General features: G+C 67.4%; 18 protein-coding genes. 9 read left to right on the plus strand and 9 right to left on the minus strand.

Going from position 1 to position 25,562, the window contains the following annotated elements; all coding sequences use genetic code 11:
• Window positions 1–160: 160 nt before the first annotated feature.
• Together LC062_RS11055 and LC062_RS11060 are read right to left on the minus strand one after the other, a co-directional pair.
• Window positions 161–3,334, minus strand: coding sequence for an efflux RND transporter permease subunit (locus tag LC062_RS11055; protein ID WP_224911095.1), 3,174 nt, complete (start codon window positions 3,332–3,334; stop codon window positions 161–163).
• Window positions 3,331–4,542, minus strand: coding sequence for an efflux RND transporter periplasmic adaptor subunit (locus LC062_RS11060; RefSeq protein ID WP_224911096.1), 1,212 nt, complete (start codon window positions 4,540–4,542; stop codon window positions 3,331–3,333). Before LC062_RS11060 ends, LC062_RS11055 begins: the two co-directional genes overlap by 4 nt.
• 345 nt (window positions 4,543–4,887) lie before the next feature.
• On the opposite strand from LC062_RS11060, the gene LC062_RS11065 reads away from it, so the two are divergent.
• Window positions 4,888–5,607, plus strand: a complete 720-nt coding sequence (locus LC062_RS11065) for a TetR/AcrR family transcriptional regulator (RefSeq protein ID WP_224911097.1) — start codon at window positions 4,888–4,890, stop codon at window positions 5,605–5,607.
• 26 nt (window positions 5,608–5,633) lie between these two features.
• On the opposite strand, the gene LC062_RS11070 is transcribed toward LC062_RS11065, so the two are convergent.
• Entirely contained in the window at window positions 5,634–6,806 is a 1,173-nt protein-coding gene (locus LC062_RS11070; protein WP_224911098.1) for a TRAP transporter substrate-binding protein, read from the minus strand.
• 304 nt (window positions 6,807–7,110) lie between these two features.
• On the opposite strand from LC062_RS11070, the gene LC062_RS11075 reads away from it, so the two are divergent.
• Complete coding sequence (locus LC062_RS11075; RefSeq protein ID WP_181758608.1) at window positions 7,111–7,347, plus strand: Lrp/AsnC ligand binding domain-containing protein; 237 nt, start codon at window positions 7,111–7,113, stop codon at window positions 7,345–7,347.
• Between the two features lie 59 nt (window positions 7,348–7,406).
• Here the strand turns inward: LC062_RS11075 and LC062_RS11080 are convergent, their stop codons facing one another.
• Complete coding sequence (locus tag LC062_RS11080) at window positions 7,407–8,393, minus strand: DMT family transporter (RefSeq protein WP_224911099.1); 987 nt, start codon at window positions 8,391–8,393, stop codon at window positions 7,407–7,409.
• Between the two features lie 233 nt (window positions 8,394–8,626).
• Window positions 8,627–10,930 carry a xanthine dehydrogenase family protein molybdopterin-binding subunit gene (locus tag LC062_RS11085; RefSeq protein WP_224911100.1) on the minus strand — a complete coding sequence of 768 codons (2,304 nt, stop codon included), beginning with the start codon at window positions 10,928–10,930 and terminating at the stop codon, window positions 8,627–8,629.
• A 408-nt stretch (window positions 10,931–11,338) separates the two neighbouring features.
• Here LC062_RS11085 and LC062_RS11090 point away from each other — a divergent pair, with 408 nt between their 5' ends.
• A complete protein-coding gene (locus LC062_RS11090; RefSeq protein WP_224911101.1) occupies window positions 11,339–12,304 on the plus strand; it encodes a DMT family transporter in 966 nt (321 codons plus the stop codon).
• Between the two features lie 25 nt (window positions 12,305–12,329).
• Here the strand turns inward: LC062_RS11090 and LC062_RS11095 are convergent, their stop codons facing one another.
• The 4 genes from LC062_RS11095 to ade form a co-directional block, all read right to left on the minus strand.
• Window positions 12,330–13,202: a helix-turn-helix transcriptional regulator gene (locus LC062_RS11095; RefSeq protein ID WP_224911102.1), complete on the minus strand. Its 873-nt coding sequence runs from the start codon at window positions 13,200–13,202 to the stop codon at window positions 12,330–12,332.
• Between the two features lie 144 nt (window positions 13,203–13,346).
• The gene (locus LC062_RS11100; protein ID WP_224911103.1) at window positions 13,347–14,576 is read right to left on the minus strand and encodes a sensor domain-containing diguanylate cyclase; all 1,230 of its coding nucleotides are present in this window, start codon (window positions 14,574–14,576) and stop codon (window positions 13,347–13,349) included.
• 219 nt (window positions 14,577–14,795) lie between these two features.
• Window positions 14,796–16,460: a long-chain-fatty-acid--CoA ligase gene (locus LC062_RS11105; RefSeq protein ID WP_224911104.1), complete on the minus strand. Its 1,665-nt coding sequence runs from the start codon at window positions 16,458–16,460 to the stop codon at window positions 14,796–14,798.
• Window positions 16,461–16,706: 246 nt separating this feature from the next.
• Window positions 16,707–18,425: an adenine deaminase gene (gene ade, locus LC062_RS11110; protein WP_224911105.1), complete on the minus strand. Its 1,719-nt coding sequence runs from the start codon at window positions 18,423–18,425 to the stop codon at window positions 16,707–16,709.
• A gap of 258 nt (window positions 18,426–18,683) precedes the next feature.
• Here ade and LC062_RS11115 point away from each other — a divergent pair, with 258 nt between their 5' ends.
• The 6 genes from LC062_RS11115 (at window position 18,684) to zwf (ending at window position 25,512) form a co-directional block, all read left to right on the plus strand.
• Entirely contained in the window at window positions 18,684–20,003 is a 1,320-nt protein-coding gene (locus tag LC062_RS11115; protein ID WP_224911106.1) for an ROK family protein, read from the plus strand.
• Between the two features lie 35 nt (window positions 20,004–20,038).
• Window positions 20,039–21,055, plus strand: a complete 1,017-nt coding sequence (locus tag LC062_RS11120) for a sugar ABC transporter substrate-binding protein (protein ID WP_224911107.1) — start codon at window positions 20,039–20,041, stop codon at window positions 21,053–21,055.
• Window positions 21,056–21,165: 110 nt separating this feature from the next.
• A complete protein-coding gene (locus LC062_RS11125) occupies window positions 21,166–22,242 on the plus strand; it encodes an ABC transporter permease (protein ID WP_224911108.1) in 1,077 nt (358 codons plus the stop codon).
• A complete protein-coding gene (locus LC062_RS11130; RefSeq protein ID WP_224911109.1) occupies window positions 22,239–23,021 on the plus strand; it encodes an ATP-binding cassette domain-containing protein in 783 nt (260 codons plus the stop codon). Before LC062_RS11125 ends, LC062_RS11130 begins: the two co-directional genes overlap by 4 nt.
• 47 nt (window positions 23,022–23,068) lie before the next feature.
• Window positions 23,069–24,040 (plus strand): carbohydrate kinase family protein, encoded by a 972-nt coding sequence (locus LC062_RS11135; protein ID WP_224911110.1) that lies wholly within the window; start codon window positions 23,069–23,071, stop codon window positions 24,038–24,040.
• Window positions 24,040–25,512: a glucose-6-phosphate dehydrogenase gene (gene zwf, locus LC062_RS11140; protein WP_224911111.1), complete on the plus strand. Its 1,473-nt coding sequence runs from the start codon at window positions 24,040–24,042 to the stop codon at window positions 25,510–25,512. The genes LC062_RS11135 and zwf overlap by 1 nt, the downstream gene beginning before the upstream one ends.
• The last annotated feature ends 50 nt before the right edge of the window (window positions 25,513–25,562 follow it).

A 25,562-nucleotide genomic window follows, 5' to 3' on the forward strand; every position in this document is an offset into this window, starting at 1 on the left:
GGATTGAAACAGAGTTTCGCGTGGTGGATCTGACCTCCAGGCACACATCCCAGGCACCCGCATAAAGCCTCAGGTTGCGGCGGAGAAATGCAACGAACGAGCATCGACGCACATGGGTCGGCCCCGCTCTCCCCGCCGGCTGAAACCGGCGGGGCGCGCATCACTCCGCCGCCTGCGGCAGAACCGTCGCGGGGTCCGTTTTCCGTTCTGCCGTGTCCGCGTTCCGCTGGTTGCCTTCATCCTCCGGCTCAAGCACCTGCGCGTCGGTCCTGTCGAGCCGGCGGCGGAACCACAGGGCATAGAGCGCCGGCATGAACAGCAGCGTCAGCACCGTGGCGACCGTCAGCCCGCCGATCATCGACACCGCCATCGGCCCCCAGAAGATGCTGGTGGTGAGCGGGATGAAGGCAAGAACCGCGGCCAGCGCCGTCAGGATCACCGGCCGTGCCCGGCGCACGGTTGATTCGACGATCGCCTGGCGCATGGTCGCGCCGGCGGCAAGGTCGTGCTCGATCTGGTCGGCGAGGATCAGCGTGTTGCGCATCACCATGCCGCCAAGGGCGATCACCCCGAGAATGGCAACGAAGCCAAAGGGTTCTCCGGAGATCAGCAGCGCGCCCACCGCCCCGACCAGCCCCAGCGGGAAGGTCAGGAACACCAGGATCATCTTCGAGAAGGACTGCATCTGGATCATGATCAGCAGCATCATCGCCAGCAGCATCACCGGGAAGACCTTGGACAGCGCCGCATTGGCCTTGCCCGATTCTTCCGCCGCGCCGCCCGCGTCGATGCGGTAGCCCGGGAGAAGGGTCGCCTCGATGGCCTTGATCTGCGGCATCAGGGCCGCCGTCACATCCGGCGCCTGCACCCCGGGCATGATGTCGGAGCGCACCGTCAGCACCGTTTCGCGGTTGCGGCGCCACAGGATCGGTTCTTCCGCCTGATAACTGATCCGCGCGACCTGCGAGACCGGGATCGCCTGCCCGTTGCGCACCGCGATCACCAGATCGCCGATGTCACCGAGCGCTGCCCGTTCCGCGGCATCCGCCCGCACCACCACACCGACCGAGTGCCGTCCATCACGCAGGCTGGTCGCCTCCGCCCCCGACAACAGCGCCTGCAGGGCGAGGCCGATTTCCTCGCTGGTCAGCCCAAGCGCCCGGGCCCGGTCCTGATCGACCGACAGGCGCACCGACTTGACCTTCTCGCCCCATTGCAATTCGGAATCTCGGGTATCGGGATTGGCGCGCATGGCAACCTGCACCCGTGCGGCGATGCGCCGGACCTCCTCGATATCCGGCCCCACCACCCGGAACTGCACCGGATAGCCGACCGGCGGCCCCAGTTCGAGCCGGTTGGCGCGCCCACGCACCGCCCCTTCGCTGGCCGCGAACCGGGCGCGCAGCTCCGCCAACAGCTTTTCGGCGTGCTCCCCGCCCTTGGTCTGGATCAGGATCATCGCGTAATTCGCATTCGGCAGCGCCGGATTGTAGGCAAGGAAGAAGCGCGGCGCGCCGGCACCGATGTAGGAGGTGAAATACTCAAGGTCCGGGCTTTCGGCGAGCATCGCCTCCACCGCGCGCACCTCCCGCTCCGTCGCCGCAAAGGCCGCCCCTTCCGGACCGCGCAGGTCAACGAGAATTTCCGGCCGGGAGGAGTTGGGAAAGAACTGCTTCTTGACGAAGCCCATGCCGTAGACCGCCGTGGCCAGAAGCCCCACCGTCAGGAGCACGACCGGCAGGCGAAAGCGCACCGCACCGTTGATCATGCCGCGCAAGGCATTGTAGCCGCGCGTGCGATAGATCGCGTCCTCGTCCACATCCCCGCGCTCCGCCGCATGGCGTTCCAGCGAGCGCGGCAGCAGCTTCAGGCCGAGATAGGGGGTGAACACCACCGCCACCAGCCAGGAGATCAGAAGCGCGCTGGTCACCACCCAGAAGATGCCGCCGGCATATTCGCCGGCCGAGGATTTGGCAAAGCCGACCGGAAGGAAGCCTGCCGCCGTCACCAGCGTGCCGGTCAGCATCGGAAAGGCGGTCGATTCCCAGGCGAAGGTCGCCGCCCGGTACCGGTCCCAGCCCTGCTCGATCTTCACCACCATCATCTCGATGGCGATGATCGCATCGTCCACGAGAAGCCCCAGCGACAGGATCAGCGCCCCGAGCGAGATCCGCTCCAGGTCGATGCCCATCTGCAGCATCACCAGGAAGGTGCCGGCAAGGGTCAGGGGCACCGACAGGGCGACGACAATGCCGGTGCGAAAGCCCAGCGACAGGAACGACACCAAGAGGACGATGGAAATCGCCGCGACGAATTTCAGGAGGAACTCGCCAATCGCCTCTTCCACCACCTCCGGCTGGTTGGAGACCTGATGCAACTCGGCGCCGAGCGGCAGCCGGGCGCGGATTTCCGCGACCTTTTCCGCCAGACGTTCGCCAAGCTCCAGCACGTTGCCACCATCGGCCATGGCCACGCCAAGCATGATCGCCGGCTTGCCGTTGTAGCGGGTGGCGAAGCGCTGCGGATCGGAAATGCCGCTGTGAATCCGCGCCACATCGCCCAGGCGGAAGGTCCGCTCGCCCGCCCGCACCGGCACGGCCGCCACCGCCTCGACGCCGGCGAGCTTGCCGCTCACCCGCACCTGCACCGTTTCGCTGGGGGTGTCGACCGAGCCCGACGGCACCACCGCGTTCTGCCGCGCCAGCGCATCGAAAATGGCGCTGATCGGAATGCCCAGCGTCGCCATCTTGGCATAGGAGATATCGACGTAGATCTTCTCATCCTGCTCGCCGAAGAGCTGGACCTTTTCCACGCCGGGCACGGCCAGCAGCGACTGGCGCGCCATCTCCGCCAGGTCGGACAGTTCCGACCAATGGGCATCCGGCGCGGTGATCGCATGCACCTGCACGAAGACGTCGGAATATTCGTCGTTGAAGAACGGCCCGAGCACGCCGGCGGGCAGATCGCCGCGAATGTCGCCCACCTTCTTGCGCACCTGATACCACAGATCGGCGACCTCCGAGGGCGGGGTCGCATCGTCGAGCACGATCTGCGTCGCCATGAAGCCGGGGGTGGCGTAGGTTTCCAGCCGGCCCAGCCAGGGCAGGGTCTGAAGCCGGGTCTCGATCTGATCGGCCACCTGCTCCTGCATTTCCTGCGCGCTGGCGCCGGGCCAGGCGGCGGTCACCACCATCACCTTGACGGTGAAGGCCGGATCCTCGTTGCGCCCCAGATTGGTATAGGACCAGATCCCCGCCGCCGCGGTGACGAGGATGAAGAACAGCACCAGCGCCTGATGGCGCAGCGCCCAGGCGGAAAGGTTGAACCCGCTCATTGCAGCGCCCCCACCTGCACCCGCGCCGACGCCGGGCGCCGCTCAAGACGCACCTCAAGGTCGGGGTCGAGGCGATGAACGCCCATGCTGACCACCAGATCGCCCGGGTGCAGGGCCCCGGTCACGAAGGCCTGCTCGCCGGACAGCCGGGAGACGGTCACCGGCACCGCCTCCACATGGGACGCCCCCTCCTTGCCGCGCCAGACATGGGCGGCCTCGCCCTTGTACCAGACGGCGGAGAGCGGCACCGCCATCTCGCCCTCCGCCCCGTTCAGCGTGAGCGCGACCACCGCCGTCATGCCGAGCCGGGCCAGGTCGTCGGGATCCTCCATGGCAAAGCGGGCGGTGAAGGTGCGCGCCGCCGGGTCGGCCTGGGGCGACAGCTCGCGCAGCCGCGCGGCCAGCGGCCGATCCGGCGCCACCCACAAGGTAATCTCGGCCCGGGCGGTACCGATTGCCTTCACATAGGTTTCCGGGATCGCGACCTCGGCCTCGCGCTCGCCATTGCGGGCCATGCGCACGATCGGCTGACCGGCGGCGATCACCTCGCCCGGCTCGGCCAGGGTCGCCGTCACCACCCCATCGACCTCGGCCGTCAGCGTGGCATAGGCCAGCTGGTTTTCCGCCAGCCGCTCGCGCTCACGCGCCGCCTTCAGGTTTTCCGCCGCCGCATCGGCGCCGGCCACCGCCCGGTCAAGCGCCGCCTGGCTGACATGGCCCTTTTCTTTCAACGCCTGCAACCGGATCAGCTCGTCGGCGCTGCGCTCCGCCTCCGCCGCCGCCGCGCGCGCCCGAGCGGTTTCCGCCCGCATCGCCACCTGAAGATCATCCGCGTCGAGCCGGCCCAGCACATCGCCGCGCGTCACCAGATCGCCGACATCGACGGTGCGTTCGGCCAGCTTGCCGCCGACCCGGAAGGCCACCGGCGCATCGCTGCGTGCCCGCACCGTGCCGGAAAACTCAAGCGTCTGTTCAGAGGCTGCCACCACCGGCTCGACCCAGACCGTGCGCGGCGGCGGCGCCACCACGACATCCTCCGCCGCATCCGGCTGGCACCCCGCCAGCAGACCGGCAACCAGCCCCAGAGCCAGCAGCCGGGGAGCGACAGGCGCGCCCCCGCGCGCTGCCTGCCCACGCGCTACCTGCCGCAATCCGGCGTGCCTTGCTCGGCGCCGGCTCGGCGTCATGAAATCGGTCAGTCCTGGCATAGCGATGGCTCCAGACAGTTGCCGGCGTGGCGGTCGTCACCCGCCGACGCAGTCCCGCCAGCCCGTCGCTGGCAGCGCAGGCCTGCTATATTTGCGCAAAACTGACGATTGTCAATAAACGTCAGAGAATATATATCAGAAGTCAGCGGTTGACGGATCTCCATGGGGCTCGCATGTTCCAATGGAGATGGAATCTTCCCCATCCGGCTTCTGGATGGTGGATGGTGGATGGCGTTCGGTCTGCGTCCCGGGGCGCGCGCATGGCGCGGCAGGCCCCGAACGGAGCGCCGGTCGCCGCGCGGACGAATGTCGCCCGCCAGCGGAACACATGTGATTGGACAGCCCATGACGGACACAGCGGAACGGCAAAGACCAGAGGATGAAGTCGCAGCGACCCGCGATGGCATCACCAGCGCCGCCGCCCGGGAGACGCGCCGGCGGATCGTGGACAAGGCCAACAGCCTGTTTCACATCTACGGCTACCAGAAGACGACCATCGCCGACATCGCCCGCGAACTTGGCATGTCACCGGCCAACGTCTACCGGTTCTTTGCCTCCAAATCCGAGCTGACCAAGGCGGTCACCGGCGTCGTCACCCAGCATCTGCGCGAGGTCATGCTGAAGGACATCGCGGACAATCCCGGCGCCACCGCCTCGGAGCGGCTGCGGGTGATGGTGCGCAGCCATTTCCACCACATGCGCGAACGCTACACCGAGAACCGCAAGATCCACGATCTGCTCGAAGCGGCGATCGAGGAAGCCTGGGACGAGATCGAAATGCACAAGACGGCCATGCGCGAGACCTTCGCCGTGGCCATCCGCCAGGGCATCGAGACCGGGGAGTTTCCCCAGCAGGACGCCGATGCCTCGGCGATGCTGTTCCAGCATTCGCTGGTGATGTTCTTCCATCCGGCGCTGGTCGCCCAGAGCTGCCGCTGTCTCAGCGAGGGACATCAGGACCTGATGTTCGATCCGATGGTCGATTTCGCCCTCGCCGCCCTGCGCGACGGCCGTTTCCGGGAACTTTCGCCGGAGCTGCTTGCCCCGCACGACCGGGACTGCTGAGGCGCGCCGCCAGCCGGCGGGGCCGATTACAGCGCCCGGGCCCGCAGCATCAGCCCTTCGGTGACCGCACTCCAGGGGCCGAGATGGGCCTGCGCCTCGGCGTAGCTGTTGTAGATCTCCCGGGCGAGATCGCTGGTGGCCGCCAGCCCAGACACCACATCCGCCGAGGTGGAGCGCAGCGCCAGCAGCACGTCCTCCGGATAGTGGCGCACCTCCACCCCGTCGGTTTCCGTCAACTGGCGCAGCGCTTCCGCATTGAGCCAGTTGCTTTCCGACAGGGCGCGGGAGGTCTCGACCCGGCAGGCAGCGCGGACAATTTCCCGCAAGTCGTCCGGCAATCCGTTGAAGGCCACCGCATTGACCAGCGCCTCATAGGTGCCATTGGGCTCCTGGAACCCCGGAGCATAGTAGAGCTTCGAGACGGACTGGAAGCCCATTGCCTGGTCGCTGGCCGGACCGAGAAATTCGGCCGCGTCGAGAAGGCCGCTGCGCAGGGCCGGGATCAGCTCTTCCGCTGGAAGGGACACGGGCGTCGCCCCGAGCCGGCGCAGCACCTCGCCGCCCAGCCCCGGCATCCGCACCTTCAACCCGTTGAGATCCTCCAGCCGCTCCACCGGACGGGTGAACCAGCCGCCCATTTGCCCGCCGCTATTGCCGGCCATGAACGGCTGCACCCCATAGGGCGCATAAAGCCGCTCCCACAGGCCCTGCCCGCCGCCCAGTTCGATCCAGGTCATCTGTTCCTGCGGCAACAGGCCGAAGGGCACGGCGGAAAAGAACACCGCCGCCGGCATCCGCTCCTGCCAAAAGGCCGAGGCCGCATGCCCCATCTGCGCCGTACCGCCGGACACCGCATCGAACACCCCGGCCGGCGGTGCCAGCTCTCCGGCGGAAAACAGCCGCACGCGCATCCGCCCGCCGCTCATCACCTCGATCGCATCGCAGATGCGCTGCGCCGACTGGCCGGGGCCGGGCAGGTCCTTCGGCCAGACCGTGGCCATTTTCCATTCGATGGTGGTCTGGGCAATGGCGGGGCGGGCCAGTCCGACCGCGGCCCCCGCTCCGGCGAGCGCCAGCGCGCCGCGCCGTGACAAGAGCACCGCCGTTCCCTGTTCCGGCTTGATATCGCGGCGCGTCGTCATCGGCCATTCCGTCCTGTTGTCCAGCCCGCCGATGGCAAGGCCTCCCGAAAGGAGCATCCGAACCGAAACCTAAAGCATTTTACCGGCAAGTGGAATCACCTGCGCACCCGGGGCAGGCGGGCCGGCTCGCGCCCGGGCGCCCCTCAAATGGCGGTCCGGCGCCCCGGGTGCAAGACCATCCTCGCCTTATCCCCCAGCACAGCCCGCGACAGGCCCGCAGTGGTCGGCCCGAACAACCGCCCCTTGCTCCGGACGGCCGCTTCCGCTTCACTGTCGCCGAGTCGCCCGCCGCGCAACGCCCGGCGCGGACTTCGCGTCCGGTGCCGCGCCCGGTCGGGCCGGCCATGCAACGGAGAATTCGATGGTTCCCTTTTTCGTGATGATCAAATGCCACCTCGGCAAGGCCTATCAGGTCGCCAATGCCATCGCCGACGCGGAGATCGCCTCCGAGATCTATTCAACCGCCGGCGATTACGAGCTTCTGGTCAAGTTCTACGTCGACGACGAAACCGACATCGGCCATTTCGTCAATGAGAAGGTCCACCCGTTCGAGGGCATTCTCGACACCAAGACGATCATCACCTTCAAGGCATTCTGAAGCGGATTCCGGCGCTTCCCGCCGGCGCCAATACAAGGCGCCGGCCCAGCGCTCCCGCCTCAGGCCTTGGACGGGGTCACCGTCCGCCGCTCCTTCGACCGGTCGAGGCCCAGCGCCTGTTCGCGGAAGATCACGAACACCCCGGCGCCGATGACGAAACAGGCACCGATGATCACCTCGATGGTCGGCACCTCGGCAAACACCAGCCAGCCGGCAATCACCGTCCACAGCATTGTGGTGTACTCGAACGGGGCAATGGTCGAGGCTTCGGCGAAGCGGTAGCAATGGGTCATCAGGATCTGGCCGATGCCGCCGAACAGCCCGACGGCGACCAGGATCAACGCATCCTCGGCATTCGGCATCACCCATCCGAACGGCGCCGTCAAAAGGGCAAGGACCGAGGACACCCCGGCGAACCAGATGACGATGGTGGTGGTCCGCTCGGTGCTCGTCAGCCGGCGCACCTGGATCATCGCCAGCGCCATCATGCAGGCGGACCCGAAGGCAAAGGCCGCGCCAAGCCCGTTGACCCCGTCCGAGCCGGGAACCGCCGCGCCCAGGTGCGGCGACAGAATGATCAGGATGCCGCAAAAGCCGATGCCGACCGCCGTCCAGCGGTAAACCCTGACGCGCTCGCCCAGAAGCAGCGCCGCCAGCGCCACCATGATCAGCGGCGCGGAGAAATTGATCGCCGTTGCATCGGGCAACGGCAGACGGGCGAGCGCGGCAAACCACAGTGCCATCGCCGACCCGCCGACGATCGCCCGGCCGATATGCCCCAGCGGGCGGGCCGTCTTCACCACGGACAGGGATTCCCCCTGCCAGAGCCCCATGATCAACACCGGCACCAGGCCAAACAGGCTCCGCGCGAACACCAGCTCGCCGACCGGATAGCGGTCCGCCACCAGCTTGATCAGCACCACCATCACCGTGAAGGCCAGCGTCGCGCCGATCTTCAGTGCAATCCCGAGCTTCGGATTGTGGCGATTGAGATCCTGCCCTGCCGGGCGCTCCTGGGATGACGCATCGGCGCTGCGAACGGACATGACAACCTTTCGGGGGGACGGATCGGCCCCGGGCCGAGGCTGATCCGCAAGGAGGGACGATCGGCTCAGGTTAGGCCATTCGTATGATGAATGACAGAGCGCCGACCCGCGTCCGGCACAGATCTCCCCTGCGCCGATTGCATGACCTTAGGTCACCACAACGCTCCCTCCGGAACGCGCCCTGAAAGTCTCCGAACCGCGTCCCTCCCCGGCAGCCGCGCTTCCGGCCCCCGTCAGGCGCTGGCTGCGCGGATCGCCTCCCAGACCCGGTCCGGCGTTGCCGGCATGTCGATCCGCTCCACTCCGGCGCCGTGACGCAGGGCGTTGTCGAGCGCATTCATCACCGCCGGGCAGGCGCCGATGGTCCCGGCCTCGCCCGCGCCCTTGATGCCCAGCGCATTGGTGGTGGAGGGCACGTTGTGGGTGGCAAAGCGGATGTCCGGCAGGTCCCCGGCACGGGGCATGCGGTAGTCGAGGAAGGAGGCGGTGACGAGCTGACCGTCCGCATCGAAGACCGTGCGTTCCATCAAGGCCTGGCCGATGGCCTGCACCACGCCGCCATGCACCTGACCGGTGAGCAGCAACGGGTTCACGACCACGCCGAAATCATCGACGATCACATAGTCGAGCAGCGTGGTCTCGCCGGTCTCCGGATCGACCTCCAGCTCACAGATATGCGTGCCATTGGGATAGGTCGCCTCGGCCTGCTTGACCGCCTCGCGGGCGCTCAGCGGCTCCGGCGCGTCGGCGGCGATTTCCGCCAGCGTCACCGCCCGGTCGGTGCCAACCACCTGCACGTTGCCGCCGACCAGTTCCAGGTCCTCGACGCCAGCTTCCAGCCGGTCGGCGGCCAGCTCCTTGATCTTCTTCACCAAACTGCGCGAGGCCTCCAGAACCGAAGGCAGGCCGATCGGGATCGACCGCGAGCCACCGGTGCCCCCGCCCCGGCGCACCCGGTCGGTATCGCCCTGCACCGTGGTGATCCGGTTCAGATCGACGCCAAACTGCTCGGCCATGATCTGGCCATAGGCGGTGGCATGGCCCTGCCCGTTGGTCTGGGTGCCGATCAACAGGGTCAGCGAGCCGTCAGTGCCCAGCTCCACCGTCGCCTCCTCCGAACCGGGGAAGGCGCAGGCTTCGACATAGGTCGCAAGGCCGATGCCGCGATAGCGCCCCTTCGCGGCCGACGCTGCGCGGCGCGCCTCGAATCCGTCCCAGTCGACCGCCTGCAGCGCCAGTTCCAGATGTTCGGCGAAGGCGCCCGTGTCATACATCCGGCCCGTCACGGTGGTGTAGGGCAGTTGCTCCGGAGCGATGAAGTTGCGCCGCCGGATTTCCGCCGGCGACAGGTCCATCTCCCGTGCCGCCTTATCCACCAGCCGTTCCAGCAGATAGGCCGCCTCCGGCCGTCCCGCGCCGCGATAGGCGTCGGTCGGCACCGTATTGGTGTAGACCCCCTTGAGGGTCAGGTGGATGGTGGAAACGTCGTAAAGGCCAGTGGCCATCGAGCTGCCGACGAACGGAATCGACGGTCCGTACTGATGCAGGTAAGCGCCCATCGCCGCGATCAGTTCGAACCGCATCGCCAGAAAGCGACCGTTTTCATCCATCGCCACTTCGGCGACCGAGAGATTGTCCCGGCCATGGGCATCGGCGAGGAAGTGCTCGGTCCGCTCACAGATCCATTTCACCGGCCGACCGAGCCGCTGCGCCGCAACCAGGCTCAGCGGATATTCCGGATAGGCGAACGCCTTGGTGCCGAAGCCGCCGCCCACATCCGGCGTCACCACCCGCAGACGGGCCGGGTCAATGCCGAGAATGTCGCGGGCAACAATGTCCCGCATTCCGTGCCCGCCCTGGGTACCAACGGTCAGGGTATAGCGCTCGGTGCCCGCGTCATACTCGGCGATGCAGCCGCGCGGCTCCATGTAGTTGGCGACCAGGCGGTTGTTGACGATCTCGATGCGGGTGACCTTGTGCGCCGCCGCAAAGGCCGCCTGGGTGGCCGCCGCATCGCCCCGCTCCACGGTGTAGGCGAGATTGCTGCCCCGCTCCGGCCACACCAACGGGGCACCGGGGGAAAGCGCGTCGCCGGTTTCCACCACCGCCGCCAGCGGCTCATAGTCGACCTCGATCAGCTCCGCGGCCGATTTCGCCGCATTGAGGCTGTCGGCGACGATGAAGGCGATCGGCTCGCCGATGTGGCGCACCGTGTCCACGGCCAGCACCGGGTGATGGGGCACGTCATTTTGCGACCCGTCCGGCTGGGTGACCAGCGCCTTGGTCGGCATCGGCCCCAGATCGCCGATCTCGGCGGCGGTCAGCACCAGCGCCACCCCGGGGGCGGCCCGCGCCGCGTCGAGCCCATCGAGCGAGATCCGCGCATGGGCCATCGCCGAGCGCAGCATATAGCCGTGCAAGCCCCCTTCGGGCTGGATGTCGTCCACATACCGGCCCTTGCCGACGATCAGCGCCGCGTCCTCCTGACGCCGCACCGGTGCGCCCATGCCGAATTTTGCCGGAACAACCTCGTTCATACCGTCCGCCTCGCTTGGAATCTCGACTATCGCTTTGGAATTTCAAGGACTGTGAAAGCGTGGCCCGGCCCGTTCGCCAGAACCCGGAGCCGCCACCGCCGCGCGCCCGGCCAGGCCGAGGCCCTACGCACCACCTCCCCGTGCAGCGCGCCCCATTTCGCCAAACTTAGCGGCAACCACCCGCCCGCGCCAAGTACCCAGGCCACAAACTCATAAAATTGGCTGCGAGTGGCGCAGGGTCGACAATGAGCTGTCAGGAAAGACGCGAAAATCGGGTTTCCTGCCATCCCGCGCCACGTCAGCCTCAGTCATGGGTCAGCCCCCCAATCATCCTACAAAACACTCCACATCCCGGCCGCGCGGGTCTATGCTTGCCGCAACCTTCTCTTGCCCGGATCCCTTTCCCGCATGTCCCCTCCCCGGACGCACGCCCGCGTCATTCGCCGTCTCCATGTCGTCAATCACCGCCTGTCGTCCCTGCCGGGCAATCTGCGCGGCATCTTGTGGATGCTGGTGGCCGGCCTGTTCTTCACGACCATGGTGACCCTGATCAAGCTGCTCGGCGCGCGGCTGCATGTCACCGAGATCATATTGATCCGCCAGATCTTCATGGCGATGATCGTCGCCCCGACCATCGTCGCCGGCCTGCCCGCATCGCTGGTGACCCGGCACGGACACCTGCATGCCCTGCGCATTGCCTGCGCCTCCGTCGCCATGTTCGCCGGCTTCACCGCGGTGGTTCACCTGCCGCTCGCCGATGCCACGGCGCTGTCCTTTTCCAAGACCTTCTTCGTCACCATCTTCGCGATCCTGTTTCTGGGGGAAACCGTCGGCCGGCACCGCTGGCTGGCGACCATCGCCGGGTTCATCGGCGTTCTGGTGATCCTGCGCCCGGATGCGGGCAGTGGCATCGACATCTACGCCGGCCTTGCGGTTGCCGGGGCGGCGGCCGCCGCCGTGGTGATGATCCTGATCCGCAAGCTGTCGCAATTCGAGCGGCCGGTCACCATCCTGACCTATCAGGCGGTGTTCGTCGGCGTGATCATGCTGCCGTTTGCCATCGCCAACTGGAAGACCCCGACCCCGACCGAATGGGGGCTTCTGGTGATCGCCGGCTTCGTCTCCTGGGCCGGGCAGATGTGCAACATCCGCGCCTTCCGCGCCGGCGAGGCCTCGGCCATCGCCGCGTTCGACTACGTGCGGCTGCTCTATGCCACCGCCATCGGCTTCCTGCTGTTTTCCGACCTGCCGGGCCTGCACACCCTGGCCGGCGCCACGCTGATCGTCGCCGCCGCGCTCTACACGGCCTGGCGCGAGGCCTATCTCGGCAAGAAGGTGACCGCCCAGTCGGGCCTGCGCTCCGACCCGCCCTGAGCGGCACGGGTCGGCTGGCAAGGCTCTAGCCGCCGTTGAAATGCGGCCTCCACAGCTGCTCGATCCGGTAGCCGCCGAGGGAGGCGGCCATCTCCCGCAGGGCCGGCGTGCCGCAAAAGGCGACAAACGCCTGGAACGGCGGCTCGAACCAGTCCCTCCGGGAAACCAGCAGGTCGAAGCGCTCCTCGCACACCGGCACGAAATCCAGCTTGAACTGGCGTGCCGAGGCTTCCAGCCCGAAGGCAACCTCGGCCCGGCCATCGAGCACCGCCAGTGCCGCCTCGCGCTCATCCCGGGCCATCGGCCCGGTGGCCGCCGGCGGCGTCAATCCCTCTTCCGCGACGAGCCGCTCCAGCAGCAACTGGCCGCCGGCCTTGGCCTGACGGCGCACCACCTGACGCCCGGCCAGATCGGCAAGCCGGGTGATCCCGGCCGGATTGCCCGGCGCGACGATAAAGCCGCGGCTGCGCCAGGCCCATTCGACCAGCACCACCGGACGATACCGAAACCGACGGGTGATCACCTCCGTGTTCCACCCCTCCTCCTGCACCACATGCAGGCCGGCGGCGATGCCCTCGCCCGCCTCGAACCGGTCGAGCCCGTCGAGACTTCCGTCGAACAGCGCGGCAAGGCCGGAACCGGATTCGCGCAAGGCCCATTCCAGCAACGGATCGTGGCTGCCCAGCACCACCGGCGGACGCATCGCATCGGCGGCGGGCGCATCGCTGGCACTGGCGATCCAGGCCAGCACTTCCTCGCGGGGGAACAGCAGCTTTCCGGTGGCGCGGCTGTGCGGAACCTCCCCGGCGGCGGCCAGATCGTAGATCTTCCGCTCCTTGACCCTCAGGAGATCGGCCATTTCCCGGGTGGTGAGATAGGTCGGCAGATCACCACTCATCAGCGCATTCGTCCTGGGCTCGGGTACGGTGTGTCGGGTCAGCGCAAGACGCTGAAACCGCTGCGCCGACAATGCCAAGCCGGACCCGCCACCGCAAGCGTCATGCCGCCGACAACCTCCCGCCTTGCCCTTTGGTGACGCCGGTCAGCCGCCCCGCTGCGTGCGTTTGTTTTCATAAAGGATCTGGTCGGCGCGCTGCACCACCTCATCCGCGTCGAGCGCGCCGTCGGTCTGAAACAGGCCGTGGCTGAACTCGATCACGGTGCCCGGCTTCGACAGCCGTTCCTGAATGTCGGCCAGTTCGTCGCGGATCGCCGCGATCGCCCGCCCCGCCCGGTCTTCGGCCGTCTCCGGCCAGATGACCAGGAACTCGTCGCCACCCCAGCGTCCGACCGTGTCCACGTCCCGCAGATGCTTGCCAACCGCCTGGGTGAACGCGACCAGAACCTCGTCACCGACATGATGGCCGTGACTGTCGTTGATGGTCTTGAACTCGTTGAGGTCGATCATGGCGACGGTCAGCTCATGGCCGAAGCGCCGGCAGCGCTCCAGCTCGCCGCGCAGGATCTTCGACAGGTGTCGCCGGTTATGGACGCCGGTCAACGGATCGTTGGTCGCCGCCCGCTGCAACTCCTCGATTAGCCGGGCGCGCTCGGAAATGTCGCGCACCACTGCGATGAACTCGGTCGCCGTGCCCACCTTGATCTTGGCGATGGTCACCTCGGCGGGAAACTCGGTCCCGTCGCTGCGCAGGCCCATCACCGTCACCCGCGTTTCCATCGGCCGCGACATGATCGGCGAGGTGCCGAAGGATGCCACATAGCCTGGATGGCGCTCGCGGTATCGCTGCGGAATGAGGGTCTCCAGCCGCTTGCCATAGGCCTCTTCCCGGCTGACCTTGAAGATCTCGCAGGCGGCGGTGTTCATCAGCACGATCTCGCGGTCCTCGTTGACGGAGAGGATGCCGTCATAGGCCGCGTCAACGACGGATTCGAACCGGCTCTGCGATTGCGCCAGAGAGCTTTGCAGCGACTTTTTCTCGGTGATGTCGATGCAGGTGTTGAGCACCCGCCGCGCCGCGCCGCGCTCGGTAAACACCGGCGAGAACACGAAACGCCACCAGCTCACCCGGCCGCCCCGGTCGATCACCACCTCCGATTCCACCGGGCTTTGGGTGCGCAGGCATTCGTCCATCTGCTCGCTCAAGGGCAGGCAGAGATAGCGGGGAAAGATGTCCGCCAGCCCGTAGGCGACAACCCCGTCCATCTCCTCCCGTTCCAGCATCGCCATGTACTGCCGGTTGGCGGCCAGCATCACATAGGCGTCATGCTCGCCCTTGCTGAAGACGGCAACGCTGGCGCCAATGGCGTTCACGAACGAATTCAGCGTCTTACTGTTTTCCGAGGAGAAGGGCATCGGGAGAATCACAAATGGCTGCGGGACGGCTCTTATCGGCCGTGGGGGCCCTCCCCGTCAACTCGGCGGCGGGGAAGCCCGCGAGACAGAACGTCCCATTCTCCCGCGGGGCGCGGCGAAGCTTCCCGCGCGACATCGCCGCCCGCGAAGCCGTCGCCGCATCTCCCGAATGGCAGGTCAGCCGTCCGCAGGGGCCGCCGCCCGTTTTTCCGCTTCCTCCTCGACCAGCTCCTTTTTCGACAGCTTGCCGACCATGGTCTTGGGCAGCGCATCGCGGAACTCGATCTCCTGCGGCATCTCGATCGGCGACAGGTGCCCCTTCAGGAAGAGCTTCATCTCCTCCGCCGAGACCTGCGCCCCTTCCCGCAGCTTGATGAAGGCCTTCGGCGACTGGCCGCGATAGGTGTCCGGCACGGCGATGACAATCGCCTCCTCCACCGCCTCATGCTGGTAGATCGCCTCCTCGATCACCCGCGGATAGACATTGTAGCCGGAGCACAGGATCAGGTCTTTGATCCGGTCGACCAGATAGATGAACCCGTCCGGATCGCGGTAGCCGACATCGCCAGTGTGCAGCACCCCATCCTCGATGGCCCGGTTGGTCTCGTCCGGCCGGTGATAATAGCCCTTCATCACCTGCGGACCGCGCACCACCAGCTCTCCCTTCTCCCCTTCCGCAACGGGGCGGGACAGGTCCTCCAGATCGCGGAACTCGACATACGTACCAGGGGCGGCAAGACCGATCGATCCGGCGCGCCGGTTCTCGTCGAGCGGATTGACCGCCACCACCGGCGAACATTCCGTCAGACCATACCCCTCCACCAGAATGCAGCCGGTCAGGGTCTCGAACTGCGTCTTCACCTCCACCGGCAGCGGCGCCCCGCCGGAGATGCACAGGTTGATCGACGTCAGGTCGTAGCTCTTGGTCTGCTCCCCGTTGTTGATCGCCGTGTAGATGGTCGGTACGCCGGGGAACAGGGTGATCTTCTTGCGCACGATGGTATCGAGCAGCATCTTCAACTCGAACCGGGGCAGCAGCACCATCTCCGCGCCAAGCACCACCGAGAGGTTCTGCGCCACGGTCATCGCGAACACGTGGAAGAACGGCAGCACGCACAGCATCCTCTCCCGCCCGGGCTGGGCGGCGGCGAACAGAGTGCGCATCTGCTCGATGTTGGCGGACAGGTTGGTGTGGGTCAGCATCGCGCCCTTGGGCACGCCGGTGGTGCCACCGGTGTATTGCAGCACCGCCACATCCTCGTCCGGATCGATGTCGGCCGCCTTGACGGTCCTGCCGCCGGCGATCAGATCGGCGAAGCGCGGATGCGCCGCATCCTTGGGGATCGAGGCCCGGTCGCGGCCCTTGAACAGGGTGAACAGCAGCTTCTTCGGCTGCGGCAGGATATCGGCCATCGGGCAGACGATGATCTTGTCGAACGCCCCTTCGCGCCGCACCGTCTCCACCTTGTCGAAGATGATCTTCAGATCCAGCGTGACCATGATCCGGGTTTCGGAATCATGCGCCTGGAAGGAGATTTCCCGTTCCACATAGAGCGGGTTGAAATTCACCACGATCCCGCCGAGCTTCAGCACCGCGAAATAGAAGATCGTGTAATAGGGTGTGTTGGGAAGACACAGGCCGACCTTGGTGCCCTTTTGCACGCCCAGGGCCTGAAGCCCCGCCGCGGCCTTGTCCGTCAGCGCGCCGATCTCGTCGTACCGCCAGACCTTGCCCATGAAATCGGCGGCCGGCCGGTCGCCATGATCGCGCACCGCCGCTTCGAGATAACTGTGAAGCGGCTTCGGCCGGAATGTGGCGAGCCAATCCTGTGGGTCGGTCATCGCGGATCCTCCCTGACTTTTTCTGAACCGATCCCCGCCGCCCCCCTTGCGGCGGTTCCGATCACCTGAACATCCTTGCAACGACAGGATGCACCCGGCCATCTGGGGGCGCACCATGCCGAATGCTTCCGTTTACGTCAACGGAAAACCCTGCGTACCCGGCAAGGACACCGCAAGGATACGCCTGCACACCGGTTGCACCAATGCAAATTGCGCCGCCCGGCCATGGCGAGGTCGGGGCGCGGCTCACCCGACCAGCGCGAACCGATCCACGTCGAACAGCCCCATGTCGGTGATCTTCAGATGGGGGATCACCGGCAGCGGCAGAAAGGCCACCTGCAGGAACGGCTCCGGCAAGGTGCAGCCGAGCTCCCGCGCTGCCGCGCGCAAGGCTTCCAGCGCGCCGCGCACCGTCTCGAACGGCTCCAGGCTCATCAGGCCGGCAAGCGGCAGCGCCAGCTCCGCCAGCACCCGGTCCCCATCGGCGACGACGAAACCGCCTTTCAGCGCGGCGATCCGGTTGACTGCGGTTGCCATCGACCGGTCGTCGGCGCCGACCACGCAGATGTTGTGGCTGTCATGGCCGACAGAGGAGGCAATCGCCCCGCTCTTCAGGCCGAAGCCGGACACGAAGCCCCGACCGATGTTGCCGCCGCGCCCGTGCCGTTCCACCACCGCGACCTTGACCACATCCTGCGCCGGATCCGCCCGGGTCTCGCCGCCGGAGACCGGCAGCGAGCGGGTCAGATGCTCGGTGATGATCCGGCCCGGCACCACGCCGATCACCGGCTGCTCGTTGGCGCCCTTGGCGGGAATGCGAAAATCCTCCGCCGTGATGGTCCGCACATGCACACTGTCGAGCCCGACCGGCGCCACATCGCCGCGCGCGGCGAAAGCGGCCGCATCGGCCAGCCGCCCCCCGGCGATCACCTGATGCACCCGGCAATCGGCGAGATCGTCGAGCAGCACCAGGTCGGCGCGCCAGCCCGGCGCCACCAGCCCCCGGTCGCGCAGGCCGAAGGCATTCGCCCCCGACCAGCTTGCCGCCCGATAGGCATCAACCGGCCGGGCGCCGCCGGCGATCAGCCGGCGGATCATGCTGTCCAGATGCCCCTCCTCGGCGATATCGAGCGGATTGCGGTCGTCGGTGCACAGGCAGACAAAGGAGGCGGTTTCCGCCGTCAGGATTTCCGCCAGCGCGTCCAGATCCTTGGACACCGACCCTTCACGGATCAGGATCGTCATGCCCTTGGCCAGCTTCTCCCGCGCTTCCGCCGCCGTGGTCGCCTCGTGATCGGTGCGGATCCGCGCGGCCAGATAGCCGTTGAGATCGGCGCCGGACAGCATCGGCGCATGGCCGTCGATATGCCCGTCCTGAAAGGCGGCGAGCTTGGCGATCACCGCCGGGTCGCGGGCGAGAACGCCGGGGAAGTTCATGAATTCCGCCAGGCCGATCACCGCCGGGTGATCGCGCATCGGCAGCAGGTCCTCGATTTCCAGGCGGGCGCCGGCGGTCTCGAAGGCGGTGGCCGGCACGCAGGAGGAGAGATTGACCCGAAGGTCCATCACCGTGTGCTCGGAGGCTTGCAGGAAATAGCCGATCCCCTCCGCGCCCAGCACATTGGCGATCTCATGCGGATCGCAGATCGCCGTGGTCACCCCATGCGGCAGCACGCAACGGTCGAATTCCAGCGGCGTGACCAGCGAGGATTCCACATGCAGATGCGTGTCGATGAAGCCCGGCACCACATGGCGCCCGCCCGCATCCACCTCGCGCGTGCCGCTGTAGCGCTGCTGGGTGCCGACGATCCGGTCGCCGACGATGGCGATATCGGTCTCGCTCACCGAGCCGTCGATCACCGAGAACAGCCGCGCATCGCGGATCACCAGATCCGCCGGCACCTCGCCCCGGCCGGCGGCAATCGCTCGTTCGAGAAAGGCCCCATCATGAGGAATACGCTGCATCCGCTGTCTCTCCTGACCTGTTCGCCGCTGTGGGCCCGTCCGAGCCTTGCCCTGAATCTCGTGAAAGTTGAGCGCGTTTTAAGACCTGGCGCAACCCGTCGACCAGCCTGCGCCTCACATTGCGCCGCAGCAACGAAAGCGGTTGACTCCGGTCGCGTGTGGCGCATTATTTTAATCACCTGAAATTAATAACGCGCGGGCAATTGCAGCCCGCCGGCATCCGCCGGAGAAGGCTTCGGCGGCAGGGAGAGCGCCCGGATGGCAAGACGCCCGCTGGTCGGACAAGGGTCGAACTCGGTCCAGCTTCGCCGCTACAACGCCCGCATCGTGTTGCAGGCGCTGCGCCGGGTCGGCAGCGCCTCCAAGGCCGATCTCGCCCGGCTGGCCCAGCTGACCAACGCCGCCATCGGCGCCATCATCCAGGATCTCACCGCCGCCGGGCTGATCACCTCCCTCGGCAAGCGCCGCCATGGCGGGCGCGGCCAGCCGGCGACCATGCTCACCCTCTCGCCGACCGGCGCCTACGGCTTCGGCGTCCGCCTCGACCGCACCGCGATCGAAACCGTGCTCGCCGATTTTTCCGGTGCCATCATCGGCCGGCGCAGCCATGACATGCTGCTGCCGGAACCGGAGATGGCCGTCGAGCTGGTGCGCCGCGACATCGACGCGCTGTTGCCGCTGGTGCCGCCGCAGGAGCGGGCACGCATCGCCGGCATCGGCGTCGCCATGCCGTTCAACCTCGGCGCCTGGCTGCATGAGCTGGGCCTGCCCGCCGGCGTCTTTCATCTGTGGGACGCGGTCGATGTGCGGGCCCTGCTGGAGGCGGCAACCGACTTCCCCGTGTTCGTCGAAAACGACGGCACGGCGGCGACCATCGCCGAACTGTTCTCCGGCGCCGGACGGAGCGCCGATGACTTCCTCTATCTCTTCCTCGGACCGGCCATCGGCGGCGGCCTCGTCATGGGCGGCGATTGCCAGAAGGGCGTCACGGGCAATGCCGCCGATGTGGCGATGATGCCGGTGCCGCCGAGCACGCTCGCCTCCGCGCCGCGCCCCGGCAAGCCGCTCGACATCCTGCTGACCCGTGCCTCGCTGGCGGCGCTGCGCCGCCATCTCACCCATTGCGGCGTCACCGCCCAGTCCCGCGACGAGCTGGAGCGGATCGTCGCGGCGCGCCATCCGGCGGCGGAAGAGTGGCTGGCCGATTGCATCGCCGCGCTGGCCCCGGCGGTTTCGGCCGCCACCGCCCTTCTCGATATCCCGCTTGTGGTCATCGACTTCGACATCGACGGCGGCCTCGCCGATCGGATCGTCTCCGGCCTTGCCGAAGCCTTGGCGGCCGCCGCGCCCGAAGCCCGTGTCGCCCCCCGGGTCGCGCGCGGCTCCTTCGGCCGCGATGCCGGTGCCATCGGCGCCGCCTGCCTGCCGATGTTCGTCAACTATTCCCCGCGCGCCGCGATCCTGACCGGCGCCGAGGCAAGCCCGGGCCATCCCGGCGTGACACCGCAGGAAGCGGGCGCGCCGAGGGGGAGCCCGGATCGCACCCGGCTGAGGGAGGACCACGCAGCCGGATCTTGAAGCGGTCGCTAGCGACCAATGGGAGGAGACCTGACATGCTTCGCAATCTGATGCTCGCCGGAACCCTGCTCGGCACCCTTTCGGCCCTGCCGGCCATGGCCGCCGAGACCTCGGCCTGCCTGATCACCAAGACCGACACCAACCCGTTCTTCGTCAAGATGAAGGAGGGCGCCACCGCCAAGGCGGAGGAACTGGGCATCACGCTCAAGTCCTATGCCGGCCGGATCGACGGCGATCACGATTCCCAGGTGGCGGCGATCGAGACCTGCATCGCCGACGGCGCAAAGGGCGTCCTCATCACCGCCTCCGACACCAAGGCCATCGTCGAGGCGGTGACCCAGGCCCGCGACGCCGGCATTCTGGTGATCGCCCTCGATACGCCGCTGGAGCCGATCACCGCCGCCGACGCAACCTTCGCCACCGACAATTTCAAGGCCGGCGAGCTGATCGGCCAATGGGCCGCCGCCACCCTTGGCGAAGCCGCCAAGGACGCCCGCATCGCCCTGCTTGACCTCGCGGTCAGCCAGCCTTCGGTCGGCGTGTTGCGCGATCAGGGCTTCATGACCGGCTTCGGCATCGACGTGAAGGACCCGGCCAAATGGGGCGATGAGGAGGATGCCCGGATCGTCGGCCATGACGTGACCGCCGGCAACGAGGAAGGCGGCCGCACGGCGATGGAGAACCTTCTGACCAAGGATCCCACCATCAACGTGGTCTACACCATCAACGAACCGGCCGCCGCCGGTGCCTATGAGGCGCTGAAGGCGGTGGGACGGGAAAACGACGTCCTGATCGTCTCCGTCGATGGCGGCTGCCCGGGCGTGCGCAATGTCGCCGAAGGGGTCATCGGCGCCACCTCGCAGCAATACCCGCTGCTGATGGCCGCCCTCGGCATCGAGGCGATCAAGACCTATGCGGACAACGGCGTGAAGCCGGCCCCGACCGAGGGCAAGGCCTTCTTCGATACCGGCGTCGCCCTTGTGACCGACAAGCCGGCGGAGGGCGTGCCCTCGATCGACACGAAGGAAGGGCTCGACAAGTGCTGGGGCTGAACCCTCTGGCGCACCTTTGACCCATCCGCCGACGGACAGCCCCCTGCCCGTCGGCGGACCGATCCACCACCCGCCCGGCCGGCGGGCGCTGCCTTTCGGGGAGGAGACCCATGAGTGACCTTGAGACGGGCAATGCCCGGGACTTCGAACAGGGCCTGCGCGCCAGCGCGGACGCGCCCGCCCGCTTCGACAGTCACAAGCACTCGACGCTCGACCGGATCCAGCACCGGCTGCATGCCAATCCGGAACTGGTGCCGCTGATCGTCCTCGTGCTGTCGGTCGCGGTGTTCGGCGTCCTTCTCGGCGCGAAGTTCTTCTCGCCCTTCACCCTTACCCTGATCCTGCAGCAGGTGGCCATTGTCGGTATCGTCGGCTGCGCCCAGTCGCTGGTGATCCTCACCGCCGGCATCGATCTGTCGGTCGGCGCCATCATGGTGCTGTCCTCGGTGGTGATGGGCCAGTTCACCTTCCGCTATGGCCTGCCGGTGGAACTCGCCGTCCTTTGCGGCCTCGCCTGCGGCGCCCTTTGCGGCTTCATCAACGGCGCGCTGATCGCCTTCATGCGCCTGCCCCCGTTCATCGTCACCCTTGGCATGTGGCAGATCGTGCTGGCGTCGAACTTCCTTTATTCCGCCAACGAGACCATCCGCAGCCAGGACATCGCCCGCGAGGCGGCGCTGCTGCAGTTCTTCGGTGAGAAGATCAACATTCAGGGCGCGGTCTTCACCTATGGGGTGATCGCCCTGTTCGTCCTGGTGCTGGTGCTGAACTACGTGCTCAACCACACCGCCTGGGGCCGGCATGTCTATGCCATCGGCGACGACCCGGACGCGGCGGAACTGGCCGGGGTGCGCGTCGCCCGCATCCGCATCTCGGTCTACACCCTCGCCGGGCTGATCTGCGCCCTGGCCGGCTGGGCGATGATCGGCCGGCTCGGCTCGGTCTCGCCGACCACCGGCCAGTTCACCAACATTGAATCCATCACCGCCGTGGTGATCGGCGGCATCTCGCTGTTCGGCGGGCGCGGCTCGGTGCTGGGCATGCTGTTCGGCGCCCTCATCGTCGGCGTCTTCTCGCTCGGCCTCCGGCTGATCGGCACCGACCCGCAATGGACCTACCTGCTCATCGGCGTGCTGATCATCTCGGCCGTCGCCATCGACCAGTGGATCAGAAAGGTGGCCGCATGACCCGCTCCCCCATCCTGACCGCCCGCGGTCTCGTCAAGCGCTACGGCCGGGTCGTCGCCCTCGACCGGGCCGACTTCGACCTCTACCCCGGCGAGGTGCTGGCGGTGATCGGCGACAATGGTGCCGGCAAGTCGACCCTGATCAAGGCGCTGTCCGGCGCCGTCACCCCGGACGAAGGTGAGATCCGCCTCGATGGCGCGCCGGTGCATTTCACCGCGCCGATGCAGGCCCGGGCCGCCGGCATCGAGACCGTCTACCAGAATCTCGCCCTGTCGCCGGCCCTGTCGATCGCCGACAACATGTTCATGGGCCGGGAGCTTCGCGCCCCCGGCTTCCTCGGCCGCTACCTGCGCAAGCTCGACCGCAAGGCGATGGAGCGGATCGCCCGCGAAAAGCTCACCGAGCTTGGGCTGATGACCATCCAGAACATCAATCAGGCGGTGGAAACCCTGTCCGGCGGTCAGCGTCAGGGCGTGGCCGTCGCCCGTGCCGCCGCCTTCGGTTCCAAGGTGGTGATCATGGACGAGCCGACCGCCGCCCTCGGGGTCAAGGAAAGCCGCCGGGTGCTGGAGCTGATCAAGGACGTGCGCCAGCGCGGCCTGCCCATCGTGCTGATTTCCCACAACATGCCCCATGTCTTCGAAGTGGCGGACCGCATTCACATCCACCGGCTGGGCCGTCGCATTGCCGTCATCGATCCCAAGGCCTATTCCATGTCCGACGCGGTGGCGATCATGACCGGGGCGATGGACCCGCCGGAGGCCGATGCCGCTGCCTGACATCCGCCGCCGTCCCGGCCGGGACGGCGCCTGAAGGACCACTTGCCATGATACTTGTCTGCGGCGAGGCGCTGTTCGACCTCTTCGCCGAGGAAGACGGCGACCGCCTGACCCTCGATGCCCGCATCGGCGGATCGCCGGTCAATGTCGCCATCGGCCTTGCCCGGCTCAACGCCCCGGTCTCCTACTTCGGCGCGATCTCCGGCGACCTGTTCGGCCGCCGGCTGCGGACGACGCTTGCCGCCGAGGGCGTCCGGCTCGACCATGTGTTGGCCACGGACGCGCCCACCACCTTGAGCATTGTCGGCCTCAATGCCACGGGCAGCCCCGAATACACCTTCCACGGAGACGGCGCCGCCGACCGGCAGGTACGGCCGGAGGATCTGCCCGACCTGCCGCCGGAGATCGCCTGCATCCATATCGGCTCCTTCGCCATGCTGGTGCCGCCGGTCGGCGACAGCCTCGCCGCCCTCGTCGCCCGCGAGCATGGCCGCCGGATGATCGCCTATGATCCGAACATCCGCCCGACCGTGGTCGCCGATCTGGCCGCCTGGCGGGCGCGGCTGGGTGCGCTGCTGCCGCATGTGGATCTTCTGAAGATCAGCGGTGAGGACCTTGCCACGCTCTACCCGGATCAGGACGCCGCCGCGCTTGCCGCCGCCTGGCTCGGCAAGGGACCGTCGCTCGTGGTCGTCACCCATGGGCCGGATGGCGCGGAGGCCTTCACCCGCACCGCCCATGTCGCAATCCCCGGACACCCGGTCGCGGTGGTCGACAGCGTCGGCGCCGGCGACAGTTTCCAGGCGGCGATGCTTGCCCGGCTTGCCGAACGCGGCCAGCTTTCCGCCGCAGCTCTTGCCCGGCTCGAGGCCGGGGACCTCGGCGACCTGTTGCACTTTGCCGCCGGCGCCGCTGCCCTCACCTGCACCCGGCGCGGGGCCGACCTGCCCCGGCACGCGGAGCTTGCCAACGCCTGCCACCCCGCCCCCCTTCCCGTCTCCGCAACAAGAGGCCCCTGATGGCTGTCCGTGTCATTGAAGTCGATCCGTTCGATCTTGTCGTTTTCGGTGCCACCGGCGATCTTGCCTACCGCAAGCTGCTGCCGGCACTCTATCACCGCGACCTCGACGGCCAGTTGCCTGAGGACGCCCGCATTCTCGCCTGCTCGCGCCGCGACATGAGCGATGCGGAGTACCGCGCCAAGGCGGCCGAGGCGGTGCGCGAGCACGTAAGCGATATCGAGGAACCGGCGCTGTCCCGCTTTCTGGAGCGCCTGAGCTATCTGGCCGTCGACGCGACCGGCGAGCGCGGCTGGGAGGACCTCGCCGCCGCGCTTGAAGATCGGCCCGAGGTGATCCGCGCCTTTTATCTCGCCGTCTCGCCCGATTTCTTCGGTGCGATCTGCGAGCGCATCGGCCGGCATGGGCTGGCCAGCGACGCGGCCCGCATCGTCATCGAAAAACCGATCGGCAAGGATGGCCAGTCGGCCCGGTCGCTCAACGCGGCCATCGGCGCGGTGTTCCGCGAGGACCAGATCTTCCGCATCGACCATTATCTCGGCAAGGAGACGGTGCAAAACCTGATGGCGCTGCGCTTTGCCAATGCGCTGTTCGAACCTCTGTGGAACGCGGCGCATATCGACCATGTGCAGATCACCGTTGCCGAGGCGCTGGGGGTGGAAGGCCGGGCCGGCTACTACGACACCGCCGGGGCCATGCGCGACATGCTCCAGAACCACATCCTGCAACTGCTCTGCCTGGTGGCGATGGAGCCGCCGGAATCCATGGACGCCGATTCCGTCCGCGATGAAAAGCTCAAGGTCCTGAAAGCGCTCAAACCCATGGACCCGGCCATGGTGGAGCGCGCCACCGTGCGCGGCCAGTACCGGGCCGGCGCGTCGGCCGGCGGCGCGGTGCCGGGCTACCTGGAAGAACTGGACGATCCGAGCTCGCAGACCGAAACCTTTGTCGCGCTGAAGGCGGAAATCGCCAACTGGCGCTGGGCCAACGTGCCCTTCTACCTGCGCACCGGCAAACGGCTCGCCGACCGGGTGTCGGAGATCGTGGTCCAGTTCCGGCCGATCCCCCATTCGATCTTCGAGGAGGAGGCCGGATCGATCTCCTCCAACCGGCTGGTGATCCGCCTGCAGCCGGACGAGGGCGTGCGCATGCAGATCATGATCAAGGACCCCGGCCCCGGCGGCATGCGCCTGCGCCAGGTGCCGCTCGACATGTCCTTCGCCGAGGCCTTCCGGGTGCGCAACCCGGACGCCTATGAACGGCTCTTGATGGATGTGATCCGCGGCAACCAGACCTTGTTCATGCGCCGCGACGAGGTGGAAGCGGCCTGGGCCTGGGTCGACCCGATCCTGGAGGCCTGGGCACACTTGCGCGAGCCGCCGAAGGGCTACACCTCCGGCACCTGGGGGCCGTCCGCCGCCATCGCCCTGATCGAGCGTGACGGCCGCACCTGGTTCGAAGACCTGATCTGACCTCCCTCCCCCGAGGTGGCCCGGAAGGGTATTCGGGTTGGGGTTGGCAG

Origin of the sequence: Stappia indica (assembly GCF_020177335.1) — a bacterium.
Classification (GTDB): domain Bacteria; phylum Pseudomonadota; class Alphaproteobacteria; order Rhizobiales; family Stappiaceae; genus Stappia; species Stappia indica_B.